Genomic DNA, 24,701 nt, shown 5'->3' with positions numbered 1-24,701 from the left:
TACTAATTGCCCGTGAGGCTTGACCATATAACACCCAAACTTTGGTTGTTAACAAGCCTAAGTTAATCAAATACGACCAGGCAATCGCCGGTTCGCCAGAGAATTTCAATACTCATGTATCCAACCTTATTTGAAGTCACGTTGCAGTGCCAAGCGGCAGTGTAAGACAACAACGCTTCATACAGGTTTGCTTGACGACAATAGAGCTGTGGAACCACCTGAATCCATTCCGAACTCAGAAGTGAAACGCAGCATCGCCGATGGTAGTGTGGGGAGTCCCCATGTGAGAGTAGGTCATCGTCAAGCTCTTATCCAAAACCCCCGATTGCTTACGCAGTCGGGGGTTTTTCTTTTTCTGCTTCTCAGAAAACCGAATACCCGTAAAAACAAAAACCCTGCATACGACTCGCAGGGCTTGGGGTTTGATCGAGTTGTTAATCAGAAGTTACCGCTGTTGTAGTCGGAAATCGCCTGATTGATCTCTTCGATACTGTTCATCACGAACGGTCCATAATGAACCACCTTCTCGCCAATCGGCGTGCCGCGCAACAGTATCATCCGAGCGCCCTGAGCGCTGCTTAACCGAACGCTGGAGCCTTTAGGGAAAACCAGTATGGATTTTTCTGGCGCTTCCGGAACACTGTCCAGGCGGCCTTCAAAGACAAATGCAAGGAGGATTTGCTCGGTGTTGTGCTGCAGTTGCAACTGAGCGCCGGCTGACAGAGACAGGTCGGCATAAGCGGCATCGGCTGCCAGGTCGTCCAGAGGGCCGGAAACGATATGTTCATCCAGCTGCCAGCGAAGAAGCCATCCTCTTGCAGCCTAAAACCATTATTTACGATGCAAAGTGCAGGCGAATATTCATGTAAATATAGGTTAAATAATTCGCAAGTAGTTAATGGTACTAACGTGCATTTATTGTGAGGCGAGTTATTGTGTCCATATCTTCAAGGCACGAAAGTCACACTCTTTTCTATATGCTTATTGGCTCTTAAATTAGACCTAAGTGGTTGTTTTGATAGTTGATTAGGAATAATCAGGCCAGTATTTGTGGCGTACTGATACGCGAGGTAACTTTTTACTAACAAATAACTATATGCCGTTAATTATTGGTACAAGTGTTTTGTTAATAGCGCATTTAGCTGTACATCTGTGCCATAAATATTTATGTCCCCCCTCCATTTCTTGAAGTAAGCTTTACCAATAATAAAAAACGTGCGGCCGACAGATATTCTGTTTCCAATATCAGGAATCCACTGTCAGGTAGCCTCTCACCAGGACAACGCGATGAAAGCTTTTGTAGCGCTTTTATTGATGACTGTCTGCTCTGTGTACTCACATGCTGCTCTTCAAGCTTTGTCTGATGATGAGCTGAGCAACCAGACTGGGCAGGCATTTTTGCAGATCGACCGTGACTACGCCGGTTCCGTTAGCTTTACCAAATTCACTTTCGGTATGGATGTGGATCTGTCTATTAATGCAGACCTGGTAGAGCTTGGACGCTATGAACGCGCCGGAGAGGCTGCAGGTTCTTCTGATATTCGTATCAATGATTTTGCCTTGGGTAGCGTTAACAATGACGGAACCCTGAATCCATTTTCTATTCACGACCCGTTCTTTGAGTTGGCCTTTGAAACGGTTAATGGGAAAGAGCAGCTGGTTGGTGTTCGTCTCGGCTTTACCGAAGCATTTGGTAAGTTGAGTGGAAATATCGAATCACTTACCGGGAATATTGAGGTCGCACTATATGGTCAGGGCAGTTATCTCGCTACACAGATGGATTGTGCCTGGTACGATCTCATTTGTGCGGGAGCAAAGGGGCTGGTGAGTGGCGCATGGGGCAACGATGAGTTTTCAGCTCAGGCAGTGCTGGTGAACCCTAATAATGGCCAGGCCGATCCCATTCGCGCTACCCATATTGGTATGACGAATGGATCAACGCTTTCTATTCCCAGCTCCAGCTCGTTTACGAATTTTCTGCTTGGGATTTTTCAATCTGATAACTGTGATCTGCTGAGTACGCAAACCTGCTTTCCTCTGAGTAACTACCGAACTCTTGATATCGGTAATGTCGATACCGGCGAATATGCGTCAGGTATGTTTATTTCTTTTCAATCAAAGTCGATCAGCTGGATTGATAATGGCCAGGGTACTCCGACAACATCCGGCGCCTTCATGAATATACCTAATGGCGGCATCCGTACCAGCTTCCCTGAGGCTTTTAACGGTACCGAGAGAATTCGTACTAAATTCCTGGATCCATATTATGACTGACAAGTACTTGATTCTGATTGTGCTTGCCACTGGTCTGGTGGGCTACACGAATGTTGCTCAGGCGGAGCTGACTAGTCTGAGTGACGAGGCGCTGGGAGAGGTAAAAGGTGAGGGCATAGGATTTATGCTGGAGGACTTTGCTTTTGAAGCCGGGGCAGATGTCGCAACAGGTAACCGACTCGATATTACTGGTCTGACTAACTCTGCTGGTGATGATGTTGTGCTGAGCGTGTCCCAATTCTATATCGCAGGTTCCGGCAGTAATCTCGGTACCAATGTTATCGGTAACCCGGTTAACCTCGGTCGTCTATTGTATCCGTATAACCTGGAACTTCTTGATGGCGATGATATTGGTATCGCTGGTAAAGCAGTGTTTGAGTTTGCTACTCCGCAGCGGTTTGCTGGTAACTCTACAGAGAAGCCATACAGCCTGCTCGACTTTAATATGGAGCAGCGCACAGAGAGTCGTTACCCGGGAGAACAAACAGCCACAGGGCGCCGTGTTGATTCTGTGTCTGGAGTAGACCTCGCTGCGCTGAGTAGTCGGGCTTCAGAACGTGCAGATTTCGGTATTCGCTATGACCTTATGGAAAATGGTGTAAGGGCGCAGTCTCTGGAAGCGCATGCTCAAGGCGTTGCAACAGACGGCTCTTTTCTGCGCTTATGGGGTGACAATAATGAGATGGTTGGTAATCTCGAATTTAATTTCTATGCACAGGACCTTCTGTTTTTTGCCTGTGATGCTAATGGAAATAACTGCGGAGACAGTGTTCAGTTTCATAATTTTGTCCTCGAAAGTCAGCTTGGTTATGGTGAGGAACAGCCGGTAACTTTCGAGGTTGAGTCTGATGGTAACTTTACGATTGAAGTCGGAAGTATCGAAGGTAAAACCAACGCCTTCTATCAGGACTTCTATGCTAATGGTCCAAGGACAGATATTTACATCGAAAACGTGTCTGTCGGCGGTAGTGATTTTGGCTCTGCAACTGTGTCGAATCTGCAGATTCAGTATCTGCGAGCAACAAGCAGGGATCTTTGATGAAAGCGATTAACCGTTCATTATTATTGCTTCTTGCGTCTCCTGTCACAGGCTTTGCCCTTGAGCCGATGTCTAACGATGATCTTGATACCGTTACTGGCCAGGGTGGTGTTTATCTGTCTGGCGACCTCACCATTAACGAAAATGGCGGTCCACTCAACAGTGATGGACCTGCTGCCTGGCAGTCGAATTGTACGGCAGCTTCGACTGACTCCAAGTGTGGTGCTCGTATTGCCGTAAACACAGGTTCTTCTTCTACCGGCTGGTTTGTGCTGGATAATATTCGCGGGCGTTTTTCCTTCGAAGGGTTAACTCTCAAAACCCGTACTATTAACAGCGGCTTTGTTGGTGATGGCGCTCAGTTCAATAGCGAAGTGCTGGAGGTTGGACTGCCGAATACTCTGGATTATGAGAATGTGTCATTGACCGTGGCGAACAGCAATAGTCCACGACCGACGGATGTGGGTTTTCAGCAGACCGATATTTTCACTCTGAATATAAACGGTCAGGCGAATCTTCAGGGTAATTTGCTGGTATATCCGACGGGGACGCCGTGATGAAGAAACTCATATTCACAGTCGCCGGAATGCCGACCATGGCTTTTGCCGGTCTGGTATCAATGGATGACTCACAGCTGCAGAATATCAATGCCCAGGCTGGCGTAACGCTGGAGACAGCTGCGCATATCCTTATCGGAGATGTTTCTTATACGGAAGACGGTAATGCACTGCAGTTTCAGAATATTGAGCGTGGTAGTCAGGCCGATATCACTCAGAATACATTGCTCAAGCAGGTCATCGATGTTAGCGCGGATGGCTCGATGACCATTGTGTCGACACAGGAGCCGGCGTCTCTAAGCATCGGTGCCATTCGCGTTAATGATTCGGCTGCGAGTTTTGGTCAGTTCCGCCTGAACTATACCGCAGACAGCACAATTACGGTTGGTGCTGCCAGCGATATTAATAATTATGTTGAAGGTAGTTTTCAGACGTCGATCAGCGATGCCGAACTGATCTGGACGACTAATGGTTATTCCGTCAGTTTTGATGACATTGGATACGATGCCAATATCGCAATGCTGGGTATTGGCCTGGCAAATGATGGCGTGCGTGAAGGGCTGAATATAACCATGGATCAGCTGAGTTACAGCTTTTCTACTGGTGGCGTGAAGCTGGGTGGCGTGTCTCTGGGTACCCTGGCCGGCAGCCTGGCGCTGAGTGGTGATGCTCAGATTTATGCGGGAGGCCGCTCCGGTAGTGAAGGTGTTTCGCTGGATGCCCATATCTCTATTCTGAATGACCCGGCTAACTATGTTCGTTTTACCGATGACGGCAACTCGCTCTATATGGGTGACTTTAACGGTGAACTTACGCTCGATAATTTCACTTTTGATGTTATGCCCGACCATCTGCTGTTGGGGTTTGACGAATTTTCCGGTTCGTTTAATGCCAATAATATCCTGATAGGTGATAGCACTCGCCCTCTGGGAGCTGTGCAGCTGGATTTCCTTTTTGCTGATGCGAATGGGCATTCAAACCGATTCGCTCTCTATCCTGGTATTCGTCAGCCTTTGCCAGCATCGTTTGCAACACCTGTCATTGCTTCCAGAGCGGCTGATTTCTACAGCGGGCTGAATAGCACCAGTGATGGTTTATCTGCTGCGGTTGAGTGGAGTCTGGCTAACGCCGAGGCTGCTTATATTGATGACAGCCGTATGGTAGTGGTCAGTGGTATTGAGAGTTATGGAACCGGTGATCTTACGCTCGATATTCGCGGCTTCGATCATGATGCTAACGCTGCGACCGCAGACAAAACAGCCATTGCCGTTGGTATGAATGGCTTTGCAGGCAGCTATAGCATCGATGGGCTGCGTGTTGGTAACAAGAATGCTCCGCTGCAGGGCGGGGCCGAACTGTTACTGTCGATGGAAGTGTTCCAGGCGATGGATTTTAACCTCGATGGTTACACTCTGATCACTGCTGGCGGTACCAGTGGCGGTGGCATTCAGATTGATGGTGATTACTACTTCACTGATACCAATATTGGTTTGTCTGTAGACGAAAATGGTCGCGGTGTCTGGGCAACCGGTGTCGATTACGACATCCATCTGCGCGGTATTCAGGTCGATGTGTCGAATAGTGGCATCAGCATTAATCGCTCAGAAAAGTGGAGCACTATGGATGTCGATAATATGCGCTGGGGCGATCGTGAAAGTGGACGCAGCCTCGGCCGTATTGTGCTTGAGCGCTTTGAGAAAGGCTCATCACTGACCATTAATCCGGGTGGTGCTGGCGAAGTGTGTGTCGGCGCCAGTGCATCCGATGCCGCTGCTTGTAGCAGTGCCGGTGGCCGTTGGGAAGACCGTGGCAACGAAGGTATCACTGTCGCTCTGAAGGCTGCGTTTGAGCCAGAAGGCCCTACCAGTGATGGTACGATTGCTGCCAACCGTCTGACCTGGGAAAACAACCGTGATGTGGATGTGAATGGTAATCCGATCAGTGGTAGCGGAACTCAGATCATTTTTGATGGCTTCAGTACAAACGATGGTCTGGGGCCGACCGACACGAATGACTATGGCTTCCGTGCCAATCTGAAAATTGACGTTTATGAAACCAAGGTGGCGAAGAAATTCAGTGGCGCTGATGACAATGGTATCGTCGGTAATCAGGGGGACGAACTGATCTACGATGATGATACGCGTACCACCTACACCTATGTGGCAAGTCCGACGGCTGCGCAGGAACTATTGCGTCCTCTGGGCTTTGCGGTTCAGGGTAATGTTTCATTCAAGGACTTCCAGATCAATGAAGTTCAGCTGAACCATCCTACCGGAGGAAGCCAGACAGTCTTCTCCGGTATAGTGATGCAAAACATGGACATCACCACCAATCTGACCGCGACTCCAATTCGCTGATCCTGTAGCTGCCAATATGCTGTATCGGGCGTATACTATGCGTCCGATTCATCTGGCAGCGGAGTAGGACATGAGCCAACAGGACCGTTTGGTCATTTTTGACACCACTATGCGTGACGGCGAACAAAGCCCGGGCGCATCCATGACCAAAGAAGAGAAAGTCCGTATCGGCAAGGCGCTGGAAAAAATGCGTGTTGACGTTATTGAGGCTGGTTTTGCTGCCGCTTCTCCGGGTGACTTTGCCGCTATTCAGGCTGTTGCTGAGGCGGTGCGTGAAAGCACTATCTGTAGTCTGGCACGGGCAGTCGATCGCGATCTGGAGCATGCTGCAGAGGCGCTGAAAGCGGCTGAACGAGCACGGATTCATACCTTTATTGCCACATCTCCGATTCATATGCAGTACAAGCTGCGCATGCAGCCGGATCAGGTGGTAGAACAAGCGGTTTACGCCGTTAAGAAAGCGCGTAGCTTCGTCGAAGATGTAGAGTTTTCCTGTGAAGATGCGGGGCGCTCAGAAGACGATTTCCTCTGTCGCATTATTGAAGCGGCGATCAACGCTGGGGCGCGCACAATCAATATTCCGGATACTGTTGGCTACGCCATTCCGGAAGAGTTTGGCCACAAAATTAAAACCCTGCTGACCCGTATCCCGAACTCAGATAAAGCAATTTTCTCTGTTCATTGTCATAACGACCTTGGTCTGGCTGTGGCGAACTCGCTGGCTGCGGTTGCCAATGGTGCGCGTCAGGTTGAATGTACCATTAACGGTCTGGGTGAGCGTGCTGGTAACGCTGCTCTGGAAGAGATCGTGATGGCGACCCGAACCCGCCATGACCTGTTCAATATCAGTACCAATATTGATACCACTCACATCGTACCGACCTCTCGCCTGGTGTCGTCAATCACGGGTTTCCCGGTTCAGCCTAACAAGGCCATCGTCGGCGCAAACGCGTTCGCGCATGAATCTGGTATTCACCAGGACGGCGTTCTTAAACACCGTGAAACCTACGAAATCATGAAGGCGGAAGATGTGGGTTGGGGCGCCAACAAGATGGTGATGGGTAAGCACTCAGGCCGTGCCGCTTTCCGTAGTCGTCTGGAAGAGCTGGGCGTTACCTTTGAAACCGATGCTGCCCTGAATGATGCGTTTGCACGCTTCAAAGATCTGGCGGATAAAAAGCACGAGATCTTTGATGAAGACCTGCAGGCTCTGGTAACAGAAGCGAGCAGTGCATCCGTATCCGAGTCTTTCAAACTGGTAGCGCTGGAATGTCATTCCGCAATCGGTGAAACGCCGGTGGCGGAAGTTGTTGTGTCGCACAACGGTCAGGAAAAACGTGTGAAAGCCAACGGTAGTGGCCCGGTAGATGCTGCGCTGAAAGCGATTGAGAGTATTGCCGAGAGCGGTTCTAACCTGCTGCTGTACTCAGTGAACGCTATCACACAGGGTACCGACTCCCAGGGTGAAGTGACGGTTCGTCTGGAGAAAGGTGGTCGCATTGTTAACGGCAGCGGCGCGGATACCGATATTGTTGTGGCGTCAGCCAAAGCATACATCCATGCGCTTAACCTGCTGCTGACCTCTGCTGAGCGCCAGCACCCGCAGACTGACGGCGTATAAGCGTGCGCGAACAGCAGCGGCTCGATTATCTGCAGGCGATGGGCATCACTCAGTGGATGCCTCGTCAGCCGCTGCCTAATGCCCCGAAACCTCGCTGGCTGCCGGTTGATGCTCACCCCGCAGCGCCTAAGCCTCACCAGGTGGGTGGCGGCGGTGGGCACATGCCTCATCCTCTGGCAGCAGAGCTACTGCATGAGTTGTCAGCTGGTGCGCGTCCTGCGCCAGTCGCTGAAACAATTACCAAAGCTGAGCCTGCAGTAGCTCAGGCAGAGAGCAGCGCTGGCTTGCAGCCTGCGGTACCGACTGCTGCAGAGACCGTTGAGCCGGCGGCGCAGGTCGAAACTGCGTTGGCGGATATGACGCCTCCACGCTTTGAGCTGCATTTCGTGCGTGTCTCGCCAAACAGCGTCTGGGTGGTGGATCGTGCTGATCAGGTTGAGCGGGTACAGGCGTTTGCCTGGCGGGTTCTCAATGCGCTGCAGAGCAATAATGGTTTTATGCCTGCGACGATCAGCTTTCGCTGGCCATTTATTGAGTCGGCGACTGATGACCAGAGCCGGCCGGTTGCGCTGCAGGCTCTGGCAGCGCAATGGCAGTTTTTGCGCGAGCAGGGCTGTCAGCATCTGATTACTCTTGGCGAGGATGCGCGGGAGTGGTTGTCATTGGTTGGTGCTCAGCCGGTGTACAGCCTTGATTCAGTGGATGATGTTATGGGTAGTGCAGTTGCTAAGCGTTCTTTCTGGCTGGCTCTGCAGCAATTGCCGGAAATCTGATATGCAGGTGCGTTCAGCATCCCCTCAGGACTTTGAAGCCATTATGGCGATTGAACAGTCCGCACACTTCCATCCGTGGCCGGAATCCGTGCTGCGTCGTTATCTTGAAAAACCTGACTGCACCTTTGTCATTGAAGATAGTCGCCGGATTCTGGGCTATGCCGTTATCACGCTCATTGCCGGGGAAGCGGAGCTGTTGATGGTGGCGGTAGACCCCGCATGTCAGGGCAAGGGTGCCGGCCGTACTCTGATGGATTACCTGCACTCCTTTCTGACGCAAAAGGGTGCCGTGCAATGGTTCCTGGATGTGCGAGAGTCGAATCACAAAGCCATCAGTCTGTATGAGTCGATGGGATTCTGTCAGGCGGGAGTCAGAAGCGGATATTATCCGACGGCGAACGGTAAGGAAGATGCTTTGCTGTACTGCCTGGATCTGAGTGATGATTCGTGAAGCCGGTATTCTGCCGCTATGGCCTCTGATTTCCTCTGCGCTGGTGGCGCTGGCCATTCTGCTGCCGTCATTAGCAACCTATCGCTGGAACGCGCTGCGTAAACATCGTGGCGCTCAGCATTTCTTCTTTGGCAGTGTGGTTGTGCTGTCTCTGTTGTGGTCACTACAGGCCGGTATCCTGCCGGGCCTGAGTTTTCATGTGATGGCAGTGACGGCCGTTACTCTGATGATGGGCTGGCGTCTGGCCTTACTGGCAACCCTGATGATGCAGCTGATGCTGGTGGTCAGCGGTAAGCTTTGGTGGGGGGCTCTGGGCTACAGTTATCTGCTCAGCTGTGTGATGCCAGTGTTGTTCAGTTACGGCTTTTATAAACTCGTCTATCGCCGCCTGTCACACAATCCATTCATTTACATTCTGATTGCCGGCTTTTTAAACGCAGGTATGACACATGCGTTCTCTGATGTTTTGCAGTCGCTGGCGCTGTGGCAACTGGGTATTCACAGCTTTAACGCTATCTGGCACGACTATCTGCGTTATCTGCCAATGATGATGTTCCCCGAAGGTGTCGTGAACGGCATGTTTGTATCGGGCATGGTTGTCTTTCACAGCCGCTGGCTGAGCACCTTTGATGAGGACTCTTATTTCGGCGAGTAGTCAGCGCGGCGCGTACTTCTGCAACTTCCGTTGCAGGGTCCGACGGTGCATATTCAACGCCCTTGCGGTGGCCGAAATGTTGCCCTGATGCTCGTTCAGCACACGCTGAATATGCTCCCACTCCAGCCGGTCGACAGACATGACCTCCGCTTCTGTCAGGTCGACGTCCTCCTGTGTCTGACTGTCGTCTTCAAACGCGTTGATGAGCTCCTGCAGCGTGGCGGGTTTGTGCAGATAATTGTCGGCCCCCTGCTTGATAGCCTCGACGGCCGTTGGAATGCTGGCGTAACCGGTGAGCATGACAATGCGGCAGTCTGCTACTCGCTGCTTCAGTTCACGAATCAGGGACAGGCCGGATTCCTGTTCAAGCCGCAGGTCGAGAGATATCCACTGTGGTTGGAAATTGCTGGCGGCGGTTAACGCGTCAGCCCCATTGGTGGCTACCTGGGCTTCGTAACCATTGCGCTCCAGACTGCGGGTCAGAACCTGGCCGAAGTGGATGTCGTCATCGATAACCAGAACTTTCTTACTCATTGTTTCTCCGGGGCTGACAGCGGCAGGCTGATCTGACAAAGGCTGCCACCATTCGGCTGCGCCTGCAGGTGTACTGTGCCACCAAATTGCTCGACGCTGGCATTGCTGAGATACAGGCCTATGCCCATGCCATTTTCCTTCTGGCTGCTGAACAGCCGCTGTTGTTGTATGCGGCTGGCAGCCGTTGGGTCTGGCTGAGCAATATTCAGCAGCCAGGTGTTATTCACCACTGCACTGTGCAGACGAATCGGCTGCTGACCGGCTTCGGCGGCATTGTCGAGCAGGTTAAGCAGAGCCTGGTCCAGCAGTGGGGACGCAGCGATGCAGGCTGCGCATTCGATACCGTCATCAACCCATAACGCATTCGGGTGGCTGAGGCGCCAGCGATGCAGCAGTCTGGCCAGCCATGGGTGTGCCTCGTGTACGCCGGTCTCATGGGCGCTGCGGCCCGCGTTGGCCAGTTGCTGCAGCGACTGACGGCAAAGGGCAACCTGTTCACGCAGAATATGCAAATCACGTTTGGTCAGTGGGTGGTCTTCCTGCTGGGCGATGTCATCCAGAATCATATGCATGGTCATCAGAGGAGTGCCCATCTCGTGGGCTGTGCCAGCTGCCAGTGTCGCAATACCAATCAGCTGTTCATTCTTGAGTTGCTGTTCGCGCAGTTCATGAATTTCCTGCTCCTGTTGCTCTTTGGCGCGCAACAGCAGAGGAATGAAGGTAATGACAATCAGGGCGCTGATCACGAACGTCAGCCACATGCCTGCAAGGTGCAGATCAAATAAGGATGTGCCGGACATACTGTGCATCTGGTGCGACATCAGCGGCTGAAACCATTGGGTCAGCAAGCTGTAATCAACCACGGCGATCGCAGCAATCCACCAGGAATACAACGCCGGAAGGCTATAGGCGCTGACAACCAGCAATACCAGAAAGTAAAAAATAAAGGGGTTGGTTGCACCGCCGGTGAAGTAGAGCAGGCCGGTGAGAAGCTGGGTTTCAAACACCAGATGAACCAGCAGGTGCCACTCGCGAACTTCCCGGTGGGCGCCTTGCCAGCCGCTGATCAGCAGCAGTGGCAGGTAAACGACAAGCAGCGCCCAGGCAACCTGCAGGTTGGCAAAATTATGGAATTGCAGGTACGCCAGAAACATCAGCCATACCATGGCAATAGACAGGCGAAGCAGGGCAAGACGTTGCAGCAGTAAATTAAGATTCTGTTTCATAGCCGCATTATAGCGAACAGAGCGCTGACGACGATGCCAGAAAAGTCGATTCCTGATGCAGCTCAGGATTTGTCGCTGGTGGCCTTGCGGCTGGCCATTGGCTGAACGTTTGCATATCATTGCGCCCCTGTTATGCCGCGTGTGCGGCCCTGGACCAGAACCCGGAAAAATTGTCAGCGATGTCTAAAACAGCATTCCAGCAGGAAGTCGGCACACGTCGTACTTTCGGTATTATTTCCCACCCCGATGCGGGTAAAACTACCATCACAGAAAAGCTTCTGCTGCTGGGTAATGCGATTCAGCTTGCCGGTACGGTAAAAGGCCGTAAGACCGGTCGTATGGCGACGTCTGACTGGATGCAGATGGAACAGGATCGTGGTATTTCCATCACTACCTCGGTAATGCAGTTTCCGTACAAAGAACGCATGGTCAACCTGCTGGATACTCCCGGACACGAAGACTTCTCGGAAGATACCTACCGCACTCTGACCGCCGTGGATTCAGTACTGATGGTCATTGATGGCGCCAAGGGTGTAGAAGACCGAACCATCAAACTGATGGATGTTTGTCGTCTGCGCGACACCCCGATTTTCACCTTCATCAACAAGATGGACCGTGAAGTACGAGATCACATCGAGGTTCTGGATGAGATCGAAACAGTACTGAAAATCAAATGCTCACCGGTGACCTGGCCAATTGGCATGGGTAAGGCCTTTAAGGGGGTCTACAACCTGCTAACTGACACCGTTCACGTGTTTACGCCGGGTCAGGGCAGTGTTTTGCCTGATGATATTCAGATTCAGGGTTTGCATTCCGATGAAGCTAAGGCGCTGCTTGGTGCTGATCTGGTGGACGAGTTGGCGGATGAGATTGAGCTGGTGCAAGGCGCCAGTCATGAATTCAATCTGGAAGAATACCTGCGCGGTGAACTGACCCCGGTATTCTTTGGTACCGCATTGGCTAACTTCGGTATTCGTGAAATGCTCGACTACTTCGTTGAGTGGGCGCCATCACCATTGCCGCGTAATACGGATAAAGGTGAAGTTGCACCCGACAGTGATAAGTTCACCGGCTTCGTCTTTAAGATTCAGGCCAACATGGATCCGAAACACCGTGACCGTATTGCTTTTATGCGTATCTGCTCTGGTACTTACAGCAAAGGCATGAAAATGAAGCACGTACGTATCGGTAAAGATGTGAAAATCGCCGACGCGGTAACTTTCCTCGCTGGCGACCGTTCGGCCGTAGAAGAAGCGATTTCCGGCGACATTATCGGCCTGCACAACCACGGCACAATTCAGATTGGCGATACCTTCACCTTTGGTGATGACATGCAATTTACCGGTATTCCGCACTTCGCTCCGGAGCTGTTCAAGCGTGTACGTCTGAAAGACCCGCTGAAAATGAAGCAACTTCAGAAGGGCCTGCAACAGCTGTCCGAAGAGGGTGCAACGCAGTTGTTTATGCCGGTAAACAACAACGACCTGATCCTGGGTGCGGTGGGTGTGCTGCAGTTCGATGTTGTACAGCAGCGCCTGCGTGACGAATACAAAGTCGAGTGTATTTATGAGCCGGTCAGTGTCAGTACGGCGCGCTGGGTATACTGCGACGATAGCAAGAAACTTGAAGAATTTAAGCGTAAAGCGGGCGAGAACCTGGCCATTGATGGTGGTGGTTACCTGACCTACATTGCGCCAACCCGCGTTAACCTCAGTCTGACTGAGGAGCGCTGGCCGGAAATTGAGTTCAGTGCGACCCGGGAGCACTGATAGATAGATCAACTTGCGCCATCCTGTATCTGAACTAGGCTTTTTGCTAGGTAAGATCCTTGGGGAAAGGTAATATGGTGGCGTATTTTGTAATCGGTATGGCTCTGGCTGCTGCTCTTTGCTTCGGTGCCTACTGGGTGCTTCAGCAGCGAGTGCTGGAGGAAATGCTGACATTGGATGATGGCAAAGGGTATTACCTGGTCGCCTGTATTCTGATTGGCTTCATGCTGGCACTGGGTGGCTTCTATACAGGCCAGGCTTTAGGCTTTGACCAGCAGGAAGGTACATCAACCATGATGGCACTGGCGATTTTGCTGTACATCATGGTGACCATGCTGACCCTGATCTTCGGATTGGTGAAATTTCGCGAACCTGAGCACTACTGAGCCGGTCGTGAAGGTCAGTGAGCCGCTCCGGCCCAGTGCTGGTGCGGCTTTTTTACGCTCTGCAGCCGGTCGCGGCAGTGAGCAAAATATCGACGATAATGACTTGCGGAAGAGGGGGCGTTCCTATAGAATGCCGCCCTCTTTTCGAATCAACCTGCCCTTGAAGGCGAGAAATTGATGAAAACATACAGCGCGAAACCAGAAACCGTAAAACGTGAGTGGTTCGTTATCGACGCAGCTGAACAGACGCTGGGTCGTCTGGCTACTGAAGTTGCTCTCCGCCTGAGAGGCAAGCACAAGCCAGAATACACACCACACGTTGACACCGGCGATTACATCGTCGTTATTAATGCTGAAAAAGTTCAGGTAACTGGCAAAAAAGCCAGTGACAAAATGTATCACCGTCACACTGGTTACCCAGGTGGCCTGAAGTCTATCTCTTTTGAAAAGCTGATCGACTACAAGCCAGAAGACGTGATTGAACTGGCAGTTAAAGGCATGCTCCCTAAGAATCCTCTGGGCCGTGCCATGTTCAAGAAAATGAAAGTTTACGCTGGTTCTGAGCACCCACATACTGCTCAACAGCCACAAGAACTGAAGCTGGGATAATATCATGGCCGTAACTCAATACTATGGTACCGGTCGTCGTAAGACCTCCACTGCTCGCGTGTTCCTGCGTCCTGGTACTGGCAGCATCATCGTAAACAAACGCCCTCTGGACGTTTACTTCGGTCGTCAGACTTCTCGCATGGTTGTTCGTCAGCCGCTGGAGCTGACCGAAAGTCTGGAAAAATTCGACATCATCGTTAACGTTGCCGGTGGTGGTAACAACGGTCAGGCTGGTGCGATCCGTCACGGTATCACCCGCGCTCTGATGCAATACGATGAGACTCTGCGTCCTTCTCTGCGTGCAGCTGGTTACGTAACCCGCGATGCTCGTGAAGTTGAGCGTAAGAAAGTCGGTCTGCGTAAAGCACGTAAGAAGCCACAATTCTCCAAGCGTTAATTCGCAAGGAAGATCTGGTCTTCAAAAAAGCGTCCATTGTCTTATGTCAATGGGCGCTTTTTTTATGGCCAAAACCCCATGCTGTGTGGGTTTTTGCGGTTGTCTGGGCGGCTGCTTTTCTTTACTATGTGCGCCGCTCTGTATGCTACGCTGGCTCTGTTCCACAAAAAATCACAAAGGGCGGTTCCGCCGTAGCAAGAAAGAATTTTATTGATGGGAGAAGATGGTAATGAGTCAAGACGGCGTGAATAAAGGTCGGCGCACTCTGCTGCTGGGCGCGACCACTGCTGTCGGTGCTGTCGGTGCAGGCTTTGTCGCAGTGCCCTTCGTTAAATCTTGGGTTCCAAGTGAACGGGCTAAAGCGGCTGGTGCTCCGGCTAAGATCGACATCAGCAAAATCGAGCCGGGTGCTATGCTGACCGCCGAGTGGCGAGGAAAGCCTGTGTATGTTGCACGCCGTACCCCGGAAATGCTGGCAAATCTGGATGGTCTGGCTGATAAGCTGAAAGATCCGGCAAACAGTGTGAAAACACAACAGCCAGCCTACGCGGACAATGTAACCCGCTCCCGCGAGCCTGAAGTTATGGTTGTTCTGGGTGTTTGTACTCACCTGGGTTGTGCTCCTAAGTATCACCCTGAAGTGAAGCCTGAACCATTTGACGAAAACTGGAAAGGTGGCTGGTTCTGCCCATGTCACGGCTCCCGTTTCGACCTGTCTGGTCGTGTATTCAAAGGCTCTCCAGCGGCTATCAACCTTGAAGTACCGCCATACATGTACGAGAGCGACGGTGTGATTGTGGTCGGTGTAGACGAGGAGAAAGCCTGATGAGCAAGAAACAAAACACTCTGATGGGCTGGATTGACGATCGTCTGCCGGTTACTCAGACCTACGAAAAGCATATGTCCAAGTACTATGCTCCGAAGAACTTCAACTTCTGGTACTTCTTCGGCGTACTGTCCATGCTGATGCTGGCCAACCAGATCCTGACCGGTATCTGGCTGACCATGAACTTCGTGCCTAGTGCCGATGGTGCTTTCGCTTCCGTTGAATACATTATGCGTGACGTAGAATGGGGCTGGCTGCTGCGCTACATGCACTCCACTGGCGCTACCTTCTTCTTTATCGCTGTATACCTGCACATGATGCGTGCCGTACTGTACGGATCCTACCAGAAGCCACGTGAGCTGATCTGGATCTTCGGTATGCTGATCTACCTGGCTCTGATGGCTGAAGCTTTCATGGGTTACGTACTGCCATGGGGCCAGATGTCCTACTGGGGTGCCCAGGTTATTATCTCCCTGTTCTCTGTACTGCCTTATGGCGATGTACTGACTGAGTGGATCCGTGGTGACTTCCTGATCTCCGGCGCTACTCTGAACCGCTTCTTCGCTCTGCACGTCGTTGCTGTACCTCTGGTACTGGTAATGCTGGTGGTTGTACACCTGCTGGCGCTGCACGAAGTGGGTTCTAACAACCCTGATGGCGTTGATATCAAGAAGCACAAAGATGAAAACGGCAAGCCACTGGACGGTGTACCGTTCCACCCGTTCTACACCGTGCACGACATGGTGGGTATTGTTGTCTTCCTGATGGTGTTCTGTACCGTTATGTTCTTCTTCCCTGAAGGCGGCGGCTTCATGCTGGAATACGCTAACTTCGAGCCAGCGAATGGTCTGAAAACTCCTGAGCACATTGCACCTGTATGGTACTTCGGTGCGTTCTACGCCATCCTGCGTGCGGTGCCAGACAAACTGCTGGGCGTTATCGCTATGGCGGCTGCTATTGCTGTACTGTTCGTACTGCCTTGGCTTGACCGTAGCCCGGTTCGCAGCTGGCGCTACAAAGGCTGGATCAGCAAAATCTTCATCGTTGTGTTCGCAATCGATTTCGTACTGCTGACCTGGCTGGGTACTCAGCCTGCAACGGTTACTCTGACTCTGATCGCTCAGATTGCATCTGTAATCTACTTTGGCTTCTTCCTGCTGATGCCTTTCTACACCCGCATGGAAAAAACCAAACCAGTACCTGAGCGCGTAACCGGAGGCCACTAAGCATGAAAAAGATTTTTGCACTGATCGCTGCCTTCGTACCGGCTATTGCTCTGGCAGCTGGCGGCAATGTACACCTGGATGAACACCGTACTGACCTGCACGACACTGCGTCGCTGCAGCGCGGTGCTCAGGTATTCGCTAACTACTGTATGGGCTGTCACTCTATGGAGCACGCCCGTTACAACCGTGTAGCGAAAGACCTGGGTATCCCGGAAGACCTGATGATGGAAAACCTGGTATTCGCCGACAAGAAATTCGGCGACCTGATGACCATCGCTATGCGTCAGGAAGATTCCAAGAAGTGGTTTGGTGCCACTCCTCCGGATCTGACTCTGGTTGCCCGCGTTCGTCGTCCGGACTGGGTTTACACCTACCTGCGCAGCTTCTACGAAGACCCAAGCCGTCCGTGGGGCGTAAACAACGTTGTGTTCAAAGACGTTGGTATGCCGAACGTACTGGCTGATCTTCAGGGTCTGCAGAAACTGGGTACTGCAAACGTTAAAGTTGGCTACGACACCCTGACTGGTCAGGAAATTACCGAGCGTCACGACAACGTTCTGTACCTGGCTGAAGAAGGTGAGCTGAGCGCTGAAGAGTTCGACAAAGTTGTCTACGACCTGGTGAACTTCATGGTTTACATGGCCGAGCCAATTGCACTCGAGCGTCAGACTATCGGTTGGTGGGCACTGCTGTTCCTGGCCATCTTCTTTGTTCCTGTATATTTCCTGAACAAAGAATACTGGAAAGACATCAAGTAAGACTGAATGGTCTGACTTGATCCAAGCCTGGCCGCGTTACCGCGGCCGGGCTGTATTTGTTTATTGGGCCCGGATTTTTCGGGTAACTGGATTTAGTAAAAAGGTGAGGAAACTATGGGGGTTGTGGCAAAACGCTCTTCCATGACGTTCTTTTCGGACGCGGCTGATCATTACAGCCATCGAGTACGTATCGTGCTGGCCGAAAAAGGCGTAGCTGTTGAAATTCACGACGTTGATCCGGACAACAAACCGGAAGACCTGGCGTCTCTGAACCCATATAACTCTCTGCCAACCCTGGTTGACCGCGAGCTGGTTCTGTATGAACCAAACGTGATGATGGAATACCTCGATGAGCGTTTCCCGCATCCGCCGCTGCTGCCAGTTTATCCGGTAGCGCGTGCACAAAGCCGCCTGTGGATTAATCGCATCGAAAAAGACTGGGGTGCTCTGATTCAGACCATCCTGACCGGTAAAGGCAAAGACGTAGAGGCCGCGCGTAAAGAGCTGACTGAAAGCCTGGTGGCTATCAGCCCGATCTTCTCTGAAATGCCTTACTTCATGAGCGAAGAGTTCTCCATCGTCGACTGCTGCGTAGCACCGATTCTGTGGCGTTTGCCAGCAATGGGTATTGAGCTGTCTGAAAAGCAGTGCAAACCACTGCTGCAGTACATGGAGCGTCTGTTCGATCGTGAAAGCTTCCAGGCCAGCCTGTCTGAAGCAGAACGGGAAATGCGTGACTGATGACTGATTCCATGACACCCAGCCGCCCGTACCTGGTACAGGCGCTGAACGAGTGGATTCTCGATAACAACTGCACCCCCTACGTGTTGGTCGATGCCTCACTGCCGGGTGTGCAGGTGCCGCAGGACTATGTGCATAACGGTCAGATCGTTCTTAACATCAGCCCGCACGCCATTAAAGACCTGCTGATCGATATTAACGGCCTGTCGTTTAACGCCCGCTTTGGCGGCGTGCCGATGGCCGTGTTTGTTCCTGTAGTGGCGATTCTGGCAATCTACGCCAAAGAGAATGGTCAGGGTATGGTGTTCGGCTCTGAAGCCGGCGCACCCGATCCGGATGACGTGCCACCTCCGCCTAAGCCAGAGCCTGCTAAAGGTGAAGGAAAGCCTTCGCTGAAGGTGGTGAAATAAACGCTAGAGGCTTGAGGCTCGAAGCCTGAGGCTGGTCGGACGTCGGAAGACAGACGTCAGGCGCTGTAAAGCAGGAATATAAGAAACCGCCGCAAGGCGGTTTTTTTATGGATGCCGTTAGGGAAATAGAAATCTCAGTGGTGAGTGTGAGTTAGTCATCAGATTGATTCAGTCGGAGTCGATGAAGGGCAATAATAAGCTTATTGAAGAATATAGACTCAGGGAAGAGAGTGAATGCCAGATCTTATTGATCATGAATTCCTCAGTAACCTCGAGGGTGGAAGTCGACTTGCTGGATATGTCCCCGCAGTAAATATCAGTAAAAGTGGCGTGACGGTCGCTACAGGGTTTGATTTTGGCCAGCGAAACGAGGGTGATCTAAAAGTACTGGGGCTTACCCCCAATCTCATTAATATTCTGAAACCATATTTGGGGATAACAGGTGCTCAGGCTTCGGAATTAATCAGGAGAGCTCCTCTTGTATTGAATGCTGAGCAAGCAAAGTTGATTGATAAATCAGTAAAGTCCTCTCATGTTTCGAAGTTATGTATTAAATACAATGCTGATGTGAAAGGTAATTTGAAGTTTTATGATTTGCCGGCAGAAGCGCAGACTGTCATTGCTTCTGTGTCGTTTCAGTACGGAGTTGGTTTGCATATCCGGGCGCCTAAGTTCTGGTCATCAGTAATACGGCAGGATTGGGAGGCGGCAATAGTGCAGCTTAAGGCTTTCGGTGATGCGTACCCAACAAGACGACGCAAAGAAGCTGCTTTGCTGGAGACAATGAAATGAAATTGAAGCTGCTCTTTTTGTTCGGGATGGCATTTCTTATTGGTGGCTGTCAGTTGCTTGGGAGTGGAAAGCAACAGGCGACTATCTACAGTGCAGAGCTTTACAGTGCATATTCTGCCGTGCCTCAGTCACTATCCATCGTCCGCTCAGATCTTATTTTTAAGAGCGGTGGGGTCGCTACCGATTGTAATAGTTATTATCAGTTGAGCCTGGCAGGACGGGTTGATGAATCCGTTAGCAATCAGCAGGTCAGGGGAGAGTATCTGGTATGCGATGCGCTTAATATTCTCGAAAATACAACGCTATCTGCGGTTGATAGTGTTGACGTTGCTTTTGGTCAGGCATTACGCAGTGGACTGGATTTGAGGTCTTTTCCATCCTCTGTTCGGCAATTGGCGGAAGAGACAAAATACAGTTTTGAAGAGTTATTTCCGGCTGAATCGGACGTGTTGGCAGAAACAGTTCGGTTATATCTTGAGGATTGGAATTTATCTGTCAGTGTCGTTGCGACTCTGGATCTTAACGCAAGTGGAAGTGCTGATTGGGTAATCTGGGTTGTTGATGAGTCACTGGATGGTAATTATCGTAGCTATGGGACGTACGTGATTTATGACCCTGATATGAATAAGCCTTATCAGGCAGAGCTATACGATAAGTAATAAAAAACCGGGCGATTGCCCGGTTTTTTATTGCGTCCAGCTTCAAGCTTCAAGCCTTCAGCGTCCGACTTACAGCGTCCAGCTACCAAATCATCCCAGCTCGGATAATTTCTTCTTCAACACATCCATCACCACCTGCGGGTTTACACCGGCAGCGGCTTTACGGGTTAAACCAATAAACGGACCAATGGCTTTGGCGCGTTTGTCTTCCGGTGTGGCCAGGTAGCCTTCAACCAGTTTCGGGTTGTCGGCCAGTACCTGTGCGACGATAGCTTCAATCGCGCCGGTATCAGATACCTGTTTCAGACCGAGTGAGTCGACCAGTGCATCCACGCTTTCTACATTGTCGTCGCCTTTACCTTCAACCAGTGCGTTAAAGACTTCTTTAGCACCGCCATTGTTGAGGGTGTTGTCTTTAATCAGCTGCAGAATGCGGCCCAGTTGTTCGGCAGAAACGCTCAGCTGACCAATGCTGATTTCCAGACGGTTCAGTGCAGCGTTAACGTCGCCTTGTACCCAGTTGGCAGCCAGTTTGTAGTCGTTAGCGGCTTTGGCGGCGGTTTCGAAGTAGTGCGCCAGATTACGGTCGGATGCCAGTACGGCAGCATCAGTGGTGCTCAGGCCGTGATCTTTCACAAAGCGCGCGCGTTTTGCGTCCGGCAGTTCCGGCAGTGTTTCACGTACGGCTTCGATGTAATTATCGTCGATAATCACCGGCAGCAGATCCGGGCATGGGAAGTAGCGGTAGTCGTTCGCCACTTCTTTTGAACGCATGCCGCGGGTCTCGTTTTTATCGGCATCGTACAGGCGGGTTTCCTGCAGGATTTTTCCGCCGTCTTCGAGAATGTCCATCTGGCGTTCGATTTCCGCTTCGATAGCACGCTCAACATTACGGAAGGAGTTAACGTTTTTGATTTCGGTACGGGTACCGAATTCTTCCTGACCTTTCGGACGCAGGGAAACGTTACAGTCACAGCGCATGGAACCCTGTGACAGGTCGCCGTCACAAATGCCCAGATACGTCACGATGCTGTGCATTTTGCGGAAATAGGCTGCCGCTTCTTTGGCAGTACGCATTTCTGGTTCGGATACGATTTCAACCAGCGGTGTACCGGCGCGGTTAAGGTCGATTCCGGACATGCCGCTGAAACCTTCGTGCACAGATTTTCCGGCATCTTCTTCCAGGTGTGCACGGGTCACATTAATGCGTTTGGTGCTACCGTCTTCCAGTTCGATATCAATGTGACCCATACCAACAATCGGGTGATGCAGCTGGGTGGTCTGATAGCCTTTTGGCAGATCCGGGTAGAAATAATTCTTACGGTCGAATACGGATTTTTTGCCAATTTCAGCATCGATAGCCAGGCCGAATTTCACTGCCATGCGCAGTGCTTCTTCGTTAAATACCGGTAGTACACCCGGCAGACCGAGGTCTACGGCGCAGGCCTGGGTGTTGGCGTCGGCACCGTACTGGGTGGAGGCGCCGGAAAAGATTTTTGATTTAGTGGCCAGCTGAGCATGAATCTCAAGGCCGATAACTACTTCCCATTCCATTCTTATGCTCCTCAGATACCAGCCGGGGTTTTCAGGTGCCAGTCAGTTGCCTGCTGGAACTTGTGCGCTGCATTCAGCAGGCGGCCTTCGTCGAAATAGTTGCCGATTAACTGCAGGCCCACAGGCAGGTTATTGACCATGCCACATGGCACAGACATGCCCGGCATGCCGGCAAGGTTGAGGGCGATGGTGAAGATATCTTCGAGGTACATTTCAACCGGATCGGTGGTGTGTTCACCACGTTTGAAGGCCGGCGTTGGGGTTACCGGGCCGGCAATCAGGTCGACTTCTTTCAGTGCTTCGCTGAAGTCGTTTTTAATTAAACGACGTACCTGCTGGGCTTTTTTGTAGTAAGCATCGTAGAAGCCTGCTGACAGTGCATAAGCACCGACCATAATGCGTCGTTTTACTTCGTTGCCGAAACCTTCGCCACGGGAACGCTTGTACAGGTCGTTGATATCTTTCGGATCTTCGCAGCGGTAACCGAAACGTACGCCGTCCATACGCGACAGGTTAGCGGAACATTCCGCTGGCGCGATGATGTAGTACGCCGGAATCGCCAGGTGGGCGTTTGGCAGCGAAATTTCTTTCACTTTAGCGCCCATTTTTTCGTATTCGCCGATGGCGTTGCGTACGGCCTGTTGCATGTCGGCACTCAGGTCGTCGCGGAAGTATTCGCTTGGCAGACCAATGGTCATGCCTTCGATGCTGTTATTCAGCGTGGCGGTGTAGTCCGGTACCGGCTCGTTGACGCAGGTGGAGTCTTTGGCGTCGAAACCGGCCATGACGTTCATCATCAGTGCAGCGTCTTCGGCGGTGCGGGTAATGGTGCCGGCCTGATCGAGACTGGAGGCGTAAGCGATCATGCCCCAGCGGGAAATACGACCGTAGGTGGGCTTCAGGCCCGTTACACCACACAGGGCTGCAGGCTGACGGATAGAGCCGCCGGTATCGGTTGCTGTGGCACCCGGAACCAAACGCGCAGCAACGGCTGCCGCAGAACCACCGGACGAACCGCCCGGAACACGCTCTTTATCCCATGGGTTGGCAACCGAGCCGAAGAACGAGCTCTCGTTGGATGAGCCCATGGCGAACTCGTCCATGTTCAGCTTGCCCAGAGATACTGCGCCTGCGTTATTGAAGTTTTCGATAACGGTAGCGTCGTACGGAGCTTCAAAGTTGCTCAGCATTTTTGAACCGCAGGTGGTCAGAACGCCGTTGGTGCAGAAAATATCTTTGTGTGCGATCGGCACACCGGTCCATGCGTCAGCGTTGCCGGCAGCGCGACGTTCGTCAGCGGCTTTGGCCTGTGCCAGCGCCTGTTCTTCGGTAACCGTAATAAAACTGTTGATGTCGCCGTCCAGCTGTTTAACGCGGTTCAGCAGGTCGGTGGTGATTTCCGTACTGCTGTATTCGCCAGCCGCCAGATCGCGGGAAATCTCGGCAATGGTTTTGTTATGCATAATGAATCCTTTTACCCGTTGGGGTCTTCTGGTCGCTCGTTGTGCCCGGTTGGCTGTTATTCAACGACGCGTGGAACCAGGTAGTAGCCGTTTTCAGTGTGTGGGGCGCATTGCTGGAAGTGTTCGCGGTTATTGTCTTCCGTCACGGCATCTGCGCGCAGACGTTGTACGGCATCCAGCGGGTGGGCCATAGGCTCCACGGCGGAGGTGTCGACCGCAGACAGCTGATCAACCAGATCAAGAATGCTGCTGAGATTTTTCTGGTATTCGGCGACCTGATTTTCGTCAATTTGCAGACGAGCCAGTTCGGCGATGTCACGAACCTGTTGCTGGTCCAGAGCCATGTGCTTACTCCAGTAATAGATGTCGTTGAGGCCAGTTTTAGCGGGGCCCCGAAAAGGTGACGAGGGTAGCATAAATGCTCCTTGCCCTGAATCCCCACCATTGCTAGAGTTATTGGCAATTTTTTGCCACCTGTAAACAGGAAACGATTGGATGTTTAAGAAGTTACGAGGCATGTTTTCCAGCGATCTGTCCATTGACCTTGGGACAGCGAACACTCTGATTTACATGCGTGACCAGGGGATTGTTCTGAACGAGCCGTCGGTGGTGGCAATCCGACTGCAGGGGCATCAGAAGAGCGTGGCGGCGGTAGGTACCGAAGCGAAACGCATGCTGGGCCGTACGCCGGGTAATATTCAGGCGATCCGTCCGATGAAAGACGGCGTGATTGCTGACTTCGAAGTCACTGAGAAAATGCTGCAGTACTTCATCAAAAAAGTTCATGAGAAAAGCTTCCTGCCACCAAGCCCGCGCGTTGTGGTATGTGTGCCTTACCAGGCAACCAAGGTTGAACGCAAAGCGATCCGTGATTCTGTGATGGGTGCTGGCGCCAGCCGCGCTTACCTGATTCACGAGCCAATGGCGGCCGCCATCGGTGCGGGTCTGCCTGTGGATGAAGCACGCGGCTCAATGGTGGTGGACATCGGTGGTGGTACTACCGAAATCGCCATTATCTCGCTGAGTGGCGTAGTTTACGCAGAGTCTGTGAAAGTCGGTGGTGACCGCTTTGACGAGGCTATCGTCGCTTATATCCGTCGAAACTACGGCAGCCTGATCGGTGAGGCGACTGCAGAACGCATCAAGCAGGAAATCGGTACCGCATACCCGGGTGGTGAAGTGCGCGAAATTGATGTGCGTGGTCGTAACCTGGCGGAAGGTATTCCGCGCAGCTTTACCCTGAACTCCAACGAGATTCTGGAAGCGCTGCAGGAATCGCTGGCAGCCATCGTACAAGCGGTTAAAGGTGCGCTGGAACAATCTCCACCAGAGCTGGCGTCTGACGTTGCAGAGCGCGGTATGGTTCTGACCGGTGGTGGTGCACTGCTGCGAGATCTGGATAAACTGCTGAGCGAAGAAACCGGTCTGCCGGTTCTGGTAGCTGATGATCCGCTGACCTGTGTTGCTCGTGGCGGTGGTCGTTTCCTGGAAACGGCATCCGAGCAGCAACTGGAAATGCTGGCGCTGGATTAAGACTTATCCTGAGTCACAAAAAACGGAGCTTCGGCTCCGTTTTTTTATGCCATGAAAAAGGTGCCGGATTCACCGTGGATGCTGGTTCCCG

The 24,701-nt window shown here is 51.9% G+C and carries 26 protein-coding genes and 1 rRNA gene; 21 read left to right on the top strand and 6 right to left on the bottom strand.

Annotated elements, in window-relative coordinates; all coding sequences use genetic code 11:
* Positions 1-190: 190 nt before the first annotated feature.
* A 5S ribosomal RNA gene (rrf, locus tag I9W95_RS07620) occupies positions 191-306 on the top strand.
* Positions 307-438: 132 nt separating this feature from the next.
* Here the strand turns inward: rrf and I9W95_RS07615 are convergent.
* Positions 439-729 carry a pirin-like C-terminal cupin domain-containing protein gene (locus I9W95_RS07615; RefSeq protein WP_263866134.1) on the bottom strand — a complete coding sequence of 97 codons (291 nt, stop codon included), beginning with the start codon at positions 727-729 and terminating at the stop codon, positions 439-441.
* Between the two features lie 558 nt (positions 730-1,287).
* On the opposite strand from I9W95_RS07615, the gene I9W95_RS07610 reads away from it, so the two are divergent.
* The 8 genes from I9W95_RS07610 to I9W95_RS07575 all read left to right on the top strand — a co-directional run bounded on the left by I9W95_RS07610 (position 1,288) and on the right by I9W95_RS07575 (position 9,727).
* Positions 1,288-2,274: a hypothetical protein gene (locus I9W95_RS07610; protein WP_225673487.1), complete on the top strand. Its 987-nt coding sequence runs from the start codon at positions 1,288-1,290 to the stop codon at positions 2,272-2,274.
* The gene (locus tag I9W95_RS07605) at positions 2,267-3,313 is read left to right on the top strand and encodes a hypothetical protein (RefSeq protein ID WP_225673485.1); all 1,047 of its coding nucleotides are present in this window, start codon (positions 2,267-2,269) and stop codon (positions 3,311-3,313) included. The genes I9W95_RS07610 and I9W95_RS07605 overlap by 8 nt, the downstream gene beginning before the upstream one ends.
* Positions 3,313-3,870, top strand: coding sequence for a hypothetical protein (locus I9W95_RS07600; RefSeq protein ID WP_225673483.1), 558 nt, complete (start codon positions 3,313-3,315; stop codon positions 3,868-3,870). The genes I9W95_RS07605 and I9W95_RS07600 overlap by 1 nt, the downstream gene beginning before the upstream one ends.
* Positions 3,870-6,227 carry a DUF6160 family protein gene (locus I9W95_RS07595; protein WP_225673481.1) on the top strand — a complete coding sequence of 786 codons (2,358 nt, stop codon included), beginning with the start codon at positions 3,870-3,872 and terminating at the stop codon, positions 6,225-6,227. Before I9W95_RS07600 ends, I9W95_RS07595 begins: the two co-directional genes overlap by 1 nt.
* A gap of 70 nt (positions 6,228-6,297) precedes the next feature.
* Positions 6,298-7,848 carry a 2-isopropylmalate synthase gene (locus I9W95_RS07590; RefSeq protein WP_225673480.1) on the top strand — a complete coding sequence of 517 codons (1,551 nt, stop codon included), beginning with the start codon at positions 6,298-6,300 and terminating at the stop codon, positions 7,846-7,848.
* Between the two features lie 2 nt (positions 7,849-7,850).
* Complete coding sequence (locus I9W95_RS07585; RefSeq protein WP_225673478.1) at positions 7,851-8,621, top strand: hypothetical protein; 771 nt, start codon at positions 7,851-7,853, stop codon at positions 8,619-8,621.
* 1 nt (position 8,622) lies between these two features.
* Positions 8,623-9,072 (top strand): ribosomal protein S18-alanine N-acetyltransferase, encoded by a 450-nt coding sequence (gene rimI / locus I9W95_RS07580; RefSeq protein ID WP_225673476.1) that lies wholly within the window; start codon positions 8,623-8,625, stop codon positions 9,070-9,072.
* Positions 9,062-9,727 carry an energy-coupling factor ABC transporter permease gene (locus I9W95_RS07575; RefSeq protein ID WP_225673474.1) on the top strand — a complete coding sequence of 222 codons (666 nt, stop codon included), beginning with the start codon at positions 9,062-9,064 and terminating at the stop codon, positions 9,725-9,727. The genes rimI and I9W95_RS07575 overlap by 11 nt, the downstream gene beginning before the upstream one ends.
* Here I9W95_RS07575 and I9W95_RS07570 read toward each other — a convergent pair whose 3' ends face one another.
* Together I9W95_RS07570 and I9W95_RS07565 are read right to left on the bottom strand one after the other, a co-directional pair.
* On the bottom strand, positions 9,728-10,261 hold the full coding sequence (locus I9W95_RS07570; RefSeq protein WP_225673472.1) for a response regulator transcription factor: 534 nt from the start codon (positions 10,259-10,261) through the stop codon (positions 9,728-9,730). It abuts the gene before it with no gap.
* The gene (locus I9W95_RS07565; protein ID WP_225673470.1) at positions 10,258-11,487 is read right to left on the bottom strand and encodes an ATP-binding protein; all 1,230 of its coding nucleotides are present in this window, start codon (positions 11,485-11,487) and stop codon (positions 10,258-10,260) included. Before I9W95_RS07565 ends, I9W95_RS07570 begins: the two co-directional genes overlap by 4 nt.
* 179 nt (positions 11,488-11,666) lie before the next feature.
* Between I9W95_RS07565 and I9W95_RS07560 the strand changes: the two genes are divergently transcribed.
* The 11 genes from I9W95_RS07560 to I9W95_RS07510 all read left to right on the top strand — a co-directional run bounded on the left by I9W95_RS07560 (position 11,667) and on the right by I9W95_RS07510 (position 20,060).
* Entirely contained in the window at positions 11,667-13,256 is a 1,590-nt protein-coding gene (locus I9W95_RS07560; protein WP_225673468.1) for a peptide chain release factor 3, read from the top strand.
* A 74-nt stretch (positions 13,257-13,330) separates the two neighbouring features.
* Positions 13,331-13,642, top strand: a complete 312-nt coding sequence (locus tag I9W95_RS07555; RefSeq protein WP_225673466.1) for a hypothetical protein — start codon at positions 13,331-13,333, stop codon at positions 13,640-13,642.
* 177 nt (positions 13,643-13,819) lie between these two features.
* Positions 13,820-14,251, top strand: a complete 432-nt coding sequence (gene rplM / locus I9W95_RS07550) for a 50S ribosomal protein L13 (protein WP_225673464.1) — start codon at positions 13,820-13,822, stop codon at positions 14,249-14,251.
* 4 nt (positions 14,252-14,255) lie between these two features.
* The gene (gene rpsI, locus I9W95_RS07545) at positions 14,256-14,648 is read left to right on the top strand and encodes a 30S ribosomal protein S9 (protein ID WP_225673463.1); all 393 of its coding nucleotides are present in this window, start codon (positions 14,256-14,258) and stop codon (positions 14,646-14,648) included.
* A 229-nt stretch (positions 14,649-14,877) separates the two neighbouring features.
* Positions 14,878-15,474, top strand: a complete 597-nt coding sequence (petA, locus tag I9W95_RS07540) for a ubiquinol-cytochrome c reductase iron-sulfur subunit (protein ID WP_225673461.1) — start codon at positions 14,878-14,880, stop codon at positions 15,472-15,474.
* A complete protein-coding gene (locus I9W95_RS07535; protein WP_225673459.1) occupies positions 15,474-16,700 on the top strand; it encodes a cytochrome b in 1,227 nt (408 codons plus the stop codon). The genes petA and I9W95_RS07535 overlap by 1 nt, the downstream gene beginning before the upstream one ends.
* A gap of 2 nt (positions 16,701-16,702) precedes the next feature.
* Complete coding sequence (locus tag I9W95_RS07530; protein ID WP_225673457.1) at positions 16,703-17,458, top strand: cytochrome c1; 756 nt, start codon at positions 16,703-16,705, stop codon at positions 17,456-17,458.
* A 114-nt stretch (positions 17,459-17,572) separates the two neighbouring features.
* Positions 17,573-18,199 carry a stringent starvation protein SspA gene (gene sspA / locus I9W95_RS07525; protein WP_225673455.1) on the top strand — a complete coding sequence of 209 codons (627 nt, stop codon included), beginning with the start codon at positions 17,573-17,575 and terminating at the stop codon, positions 18,197-18,199.
* Positions 18,199-18,609 (top strand): ClpXP protease specificity-enhancing factor, encoded by a 411-nt coding sequence (locus I9W95_RS07520; RefSeq protein WP_225673453.1) that lies wholly within the window; start codon positions 18,199-18,201, stop codon positions 18,607-18,609. The genes sspA and I9W95_RS07520 overlap by 1 nt, the downstream gene beginning before the upstream one ends.
* 234 nt (positions 18,610-18,843) lie before the next feature.
* Positions 18,844-19,401: a pesticin C-terminus-like muramidase gene (locus I9W95_RS07515; protein WP_225673451.1), complete on the top strand. Its 558-nt coding sequence runs from the start codon at positions 18,844-18,846 to the stop codon at positions 19,399-19,401.
* Entirely contained in the window at positions 19,398-20,060 is a 663-nt protein-coding gene (locus tag I9W95_RS07510) for a hypothetical protein (protein WP_225673449.1), read from the top strand. The genes I9W95_RS07515 and I9W95_RS07510 overlap by 4 nt, the downstream gene beginning before the upstream one ends.
* Before the next feature lie 90 nt (positions 20,061-20,150).
* Here the strand turns inward: I9W95_RS07510 and gatB are convergent, their stop codons facing one another.
* Genes gatB through gatC form a run of 3 tightly spaced genes read right to left on the bottom strand, consistent with a single transcriptional unit; the run spans position 20,151 to position 23,421 of the window.
* Positions 20,151-21,614: an Asp-tRNA(Asn)/Glu-tRNA(Gln) amidotransferase subunit GatB gene (gene gatB / locus I9W95_RS07505; protein ID WP_225673447.1), complete on the bottom strand. Its 1,464-nt coding sequence runs from the start codon at positions 21,612-21,614 to the stop codon at positions 20,151-20,153.
* Positions 21,615-21,625: 11 nt separating this feature from the next.
* Complete coding sequence (gene gatA, locus I9W95_RS07500; protein WP_225673445.1) at positions 21,626-23,077, bottom strand: Asp-tRNA(Asn)/Glu-tRNA(Gln) amidotransferase subunit GatA; 1,452 nt, start codon at positions 23,075-23,077, stop codon at positions 21,626-21,628.
* Positions 23,078-23,133: 56 nt separating this feature from the next.
* Positions 23,134-23,421 (bottom strand): Asp-tRNA(Asn)/Glu-tRNA(Gln) amidotransferase subunit GatC, encoded by a 288-nt coding sequence (gene gatC / locus I9W95_RS07495; RefSeq protein WP_225673444.1) that lies wholly within the window; start codon positions 23,419-23,421, stop codon positions 23,134-23,136.
* A gap of 151 nt (positions 23,422-23,572) precedes the next feature.
* On the opposite strand from gatC, the gene I9W95_RS07490 reads away from it, so the two are divergent.
* Positions 23,573-24,610, top strand: coding sequence for a rod shape-determining protein (locus I9W95_RS07490; RefSeq protein ID WP_225673442.1), 1,038 nt, complete (start codon positions 23,573-23,575; stop codon positions 24,608-24,610).
* Positions 24,611-24,701: the final 91 nt, after the last annotated feature.

This window comes from Thalassolituus marinus (assembly GCF_020320395.1).
GTDB lineage: Bacteria > Pseudomonadota > Gammaproteobacteria > Pseudomonadales > Oceanobacteraceae > Venatoribacter > Venatoribacter marinus.
Note: the sequence above shows the minus strand (reverse complement) of the source record. Positions and strands in the feature narration are given on the sequence as shown.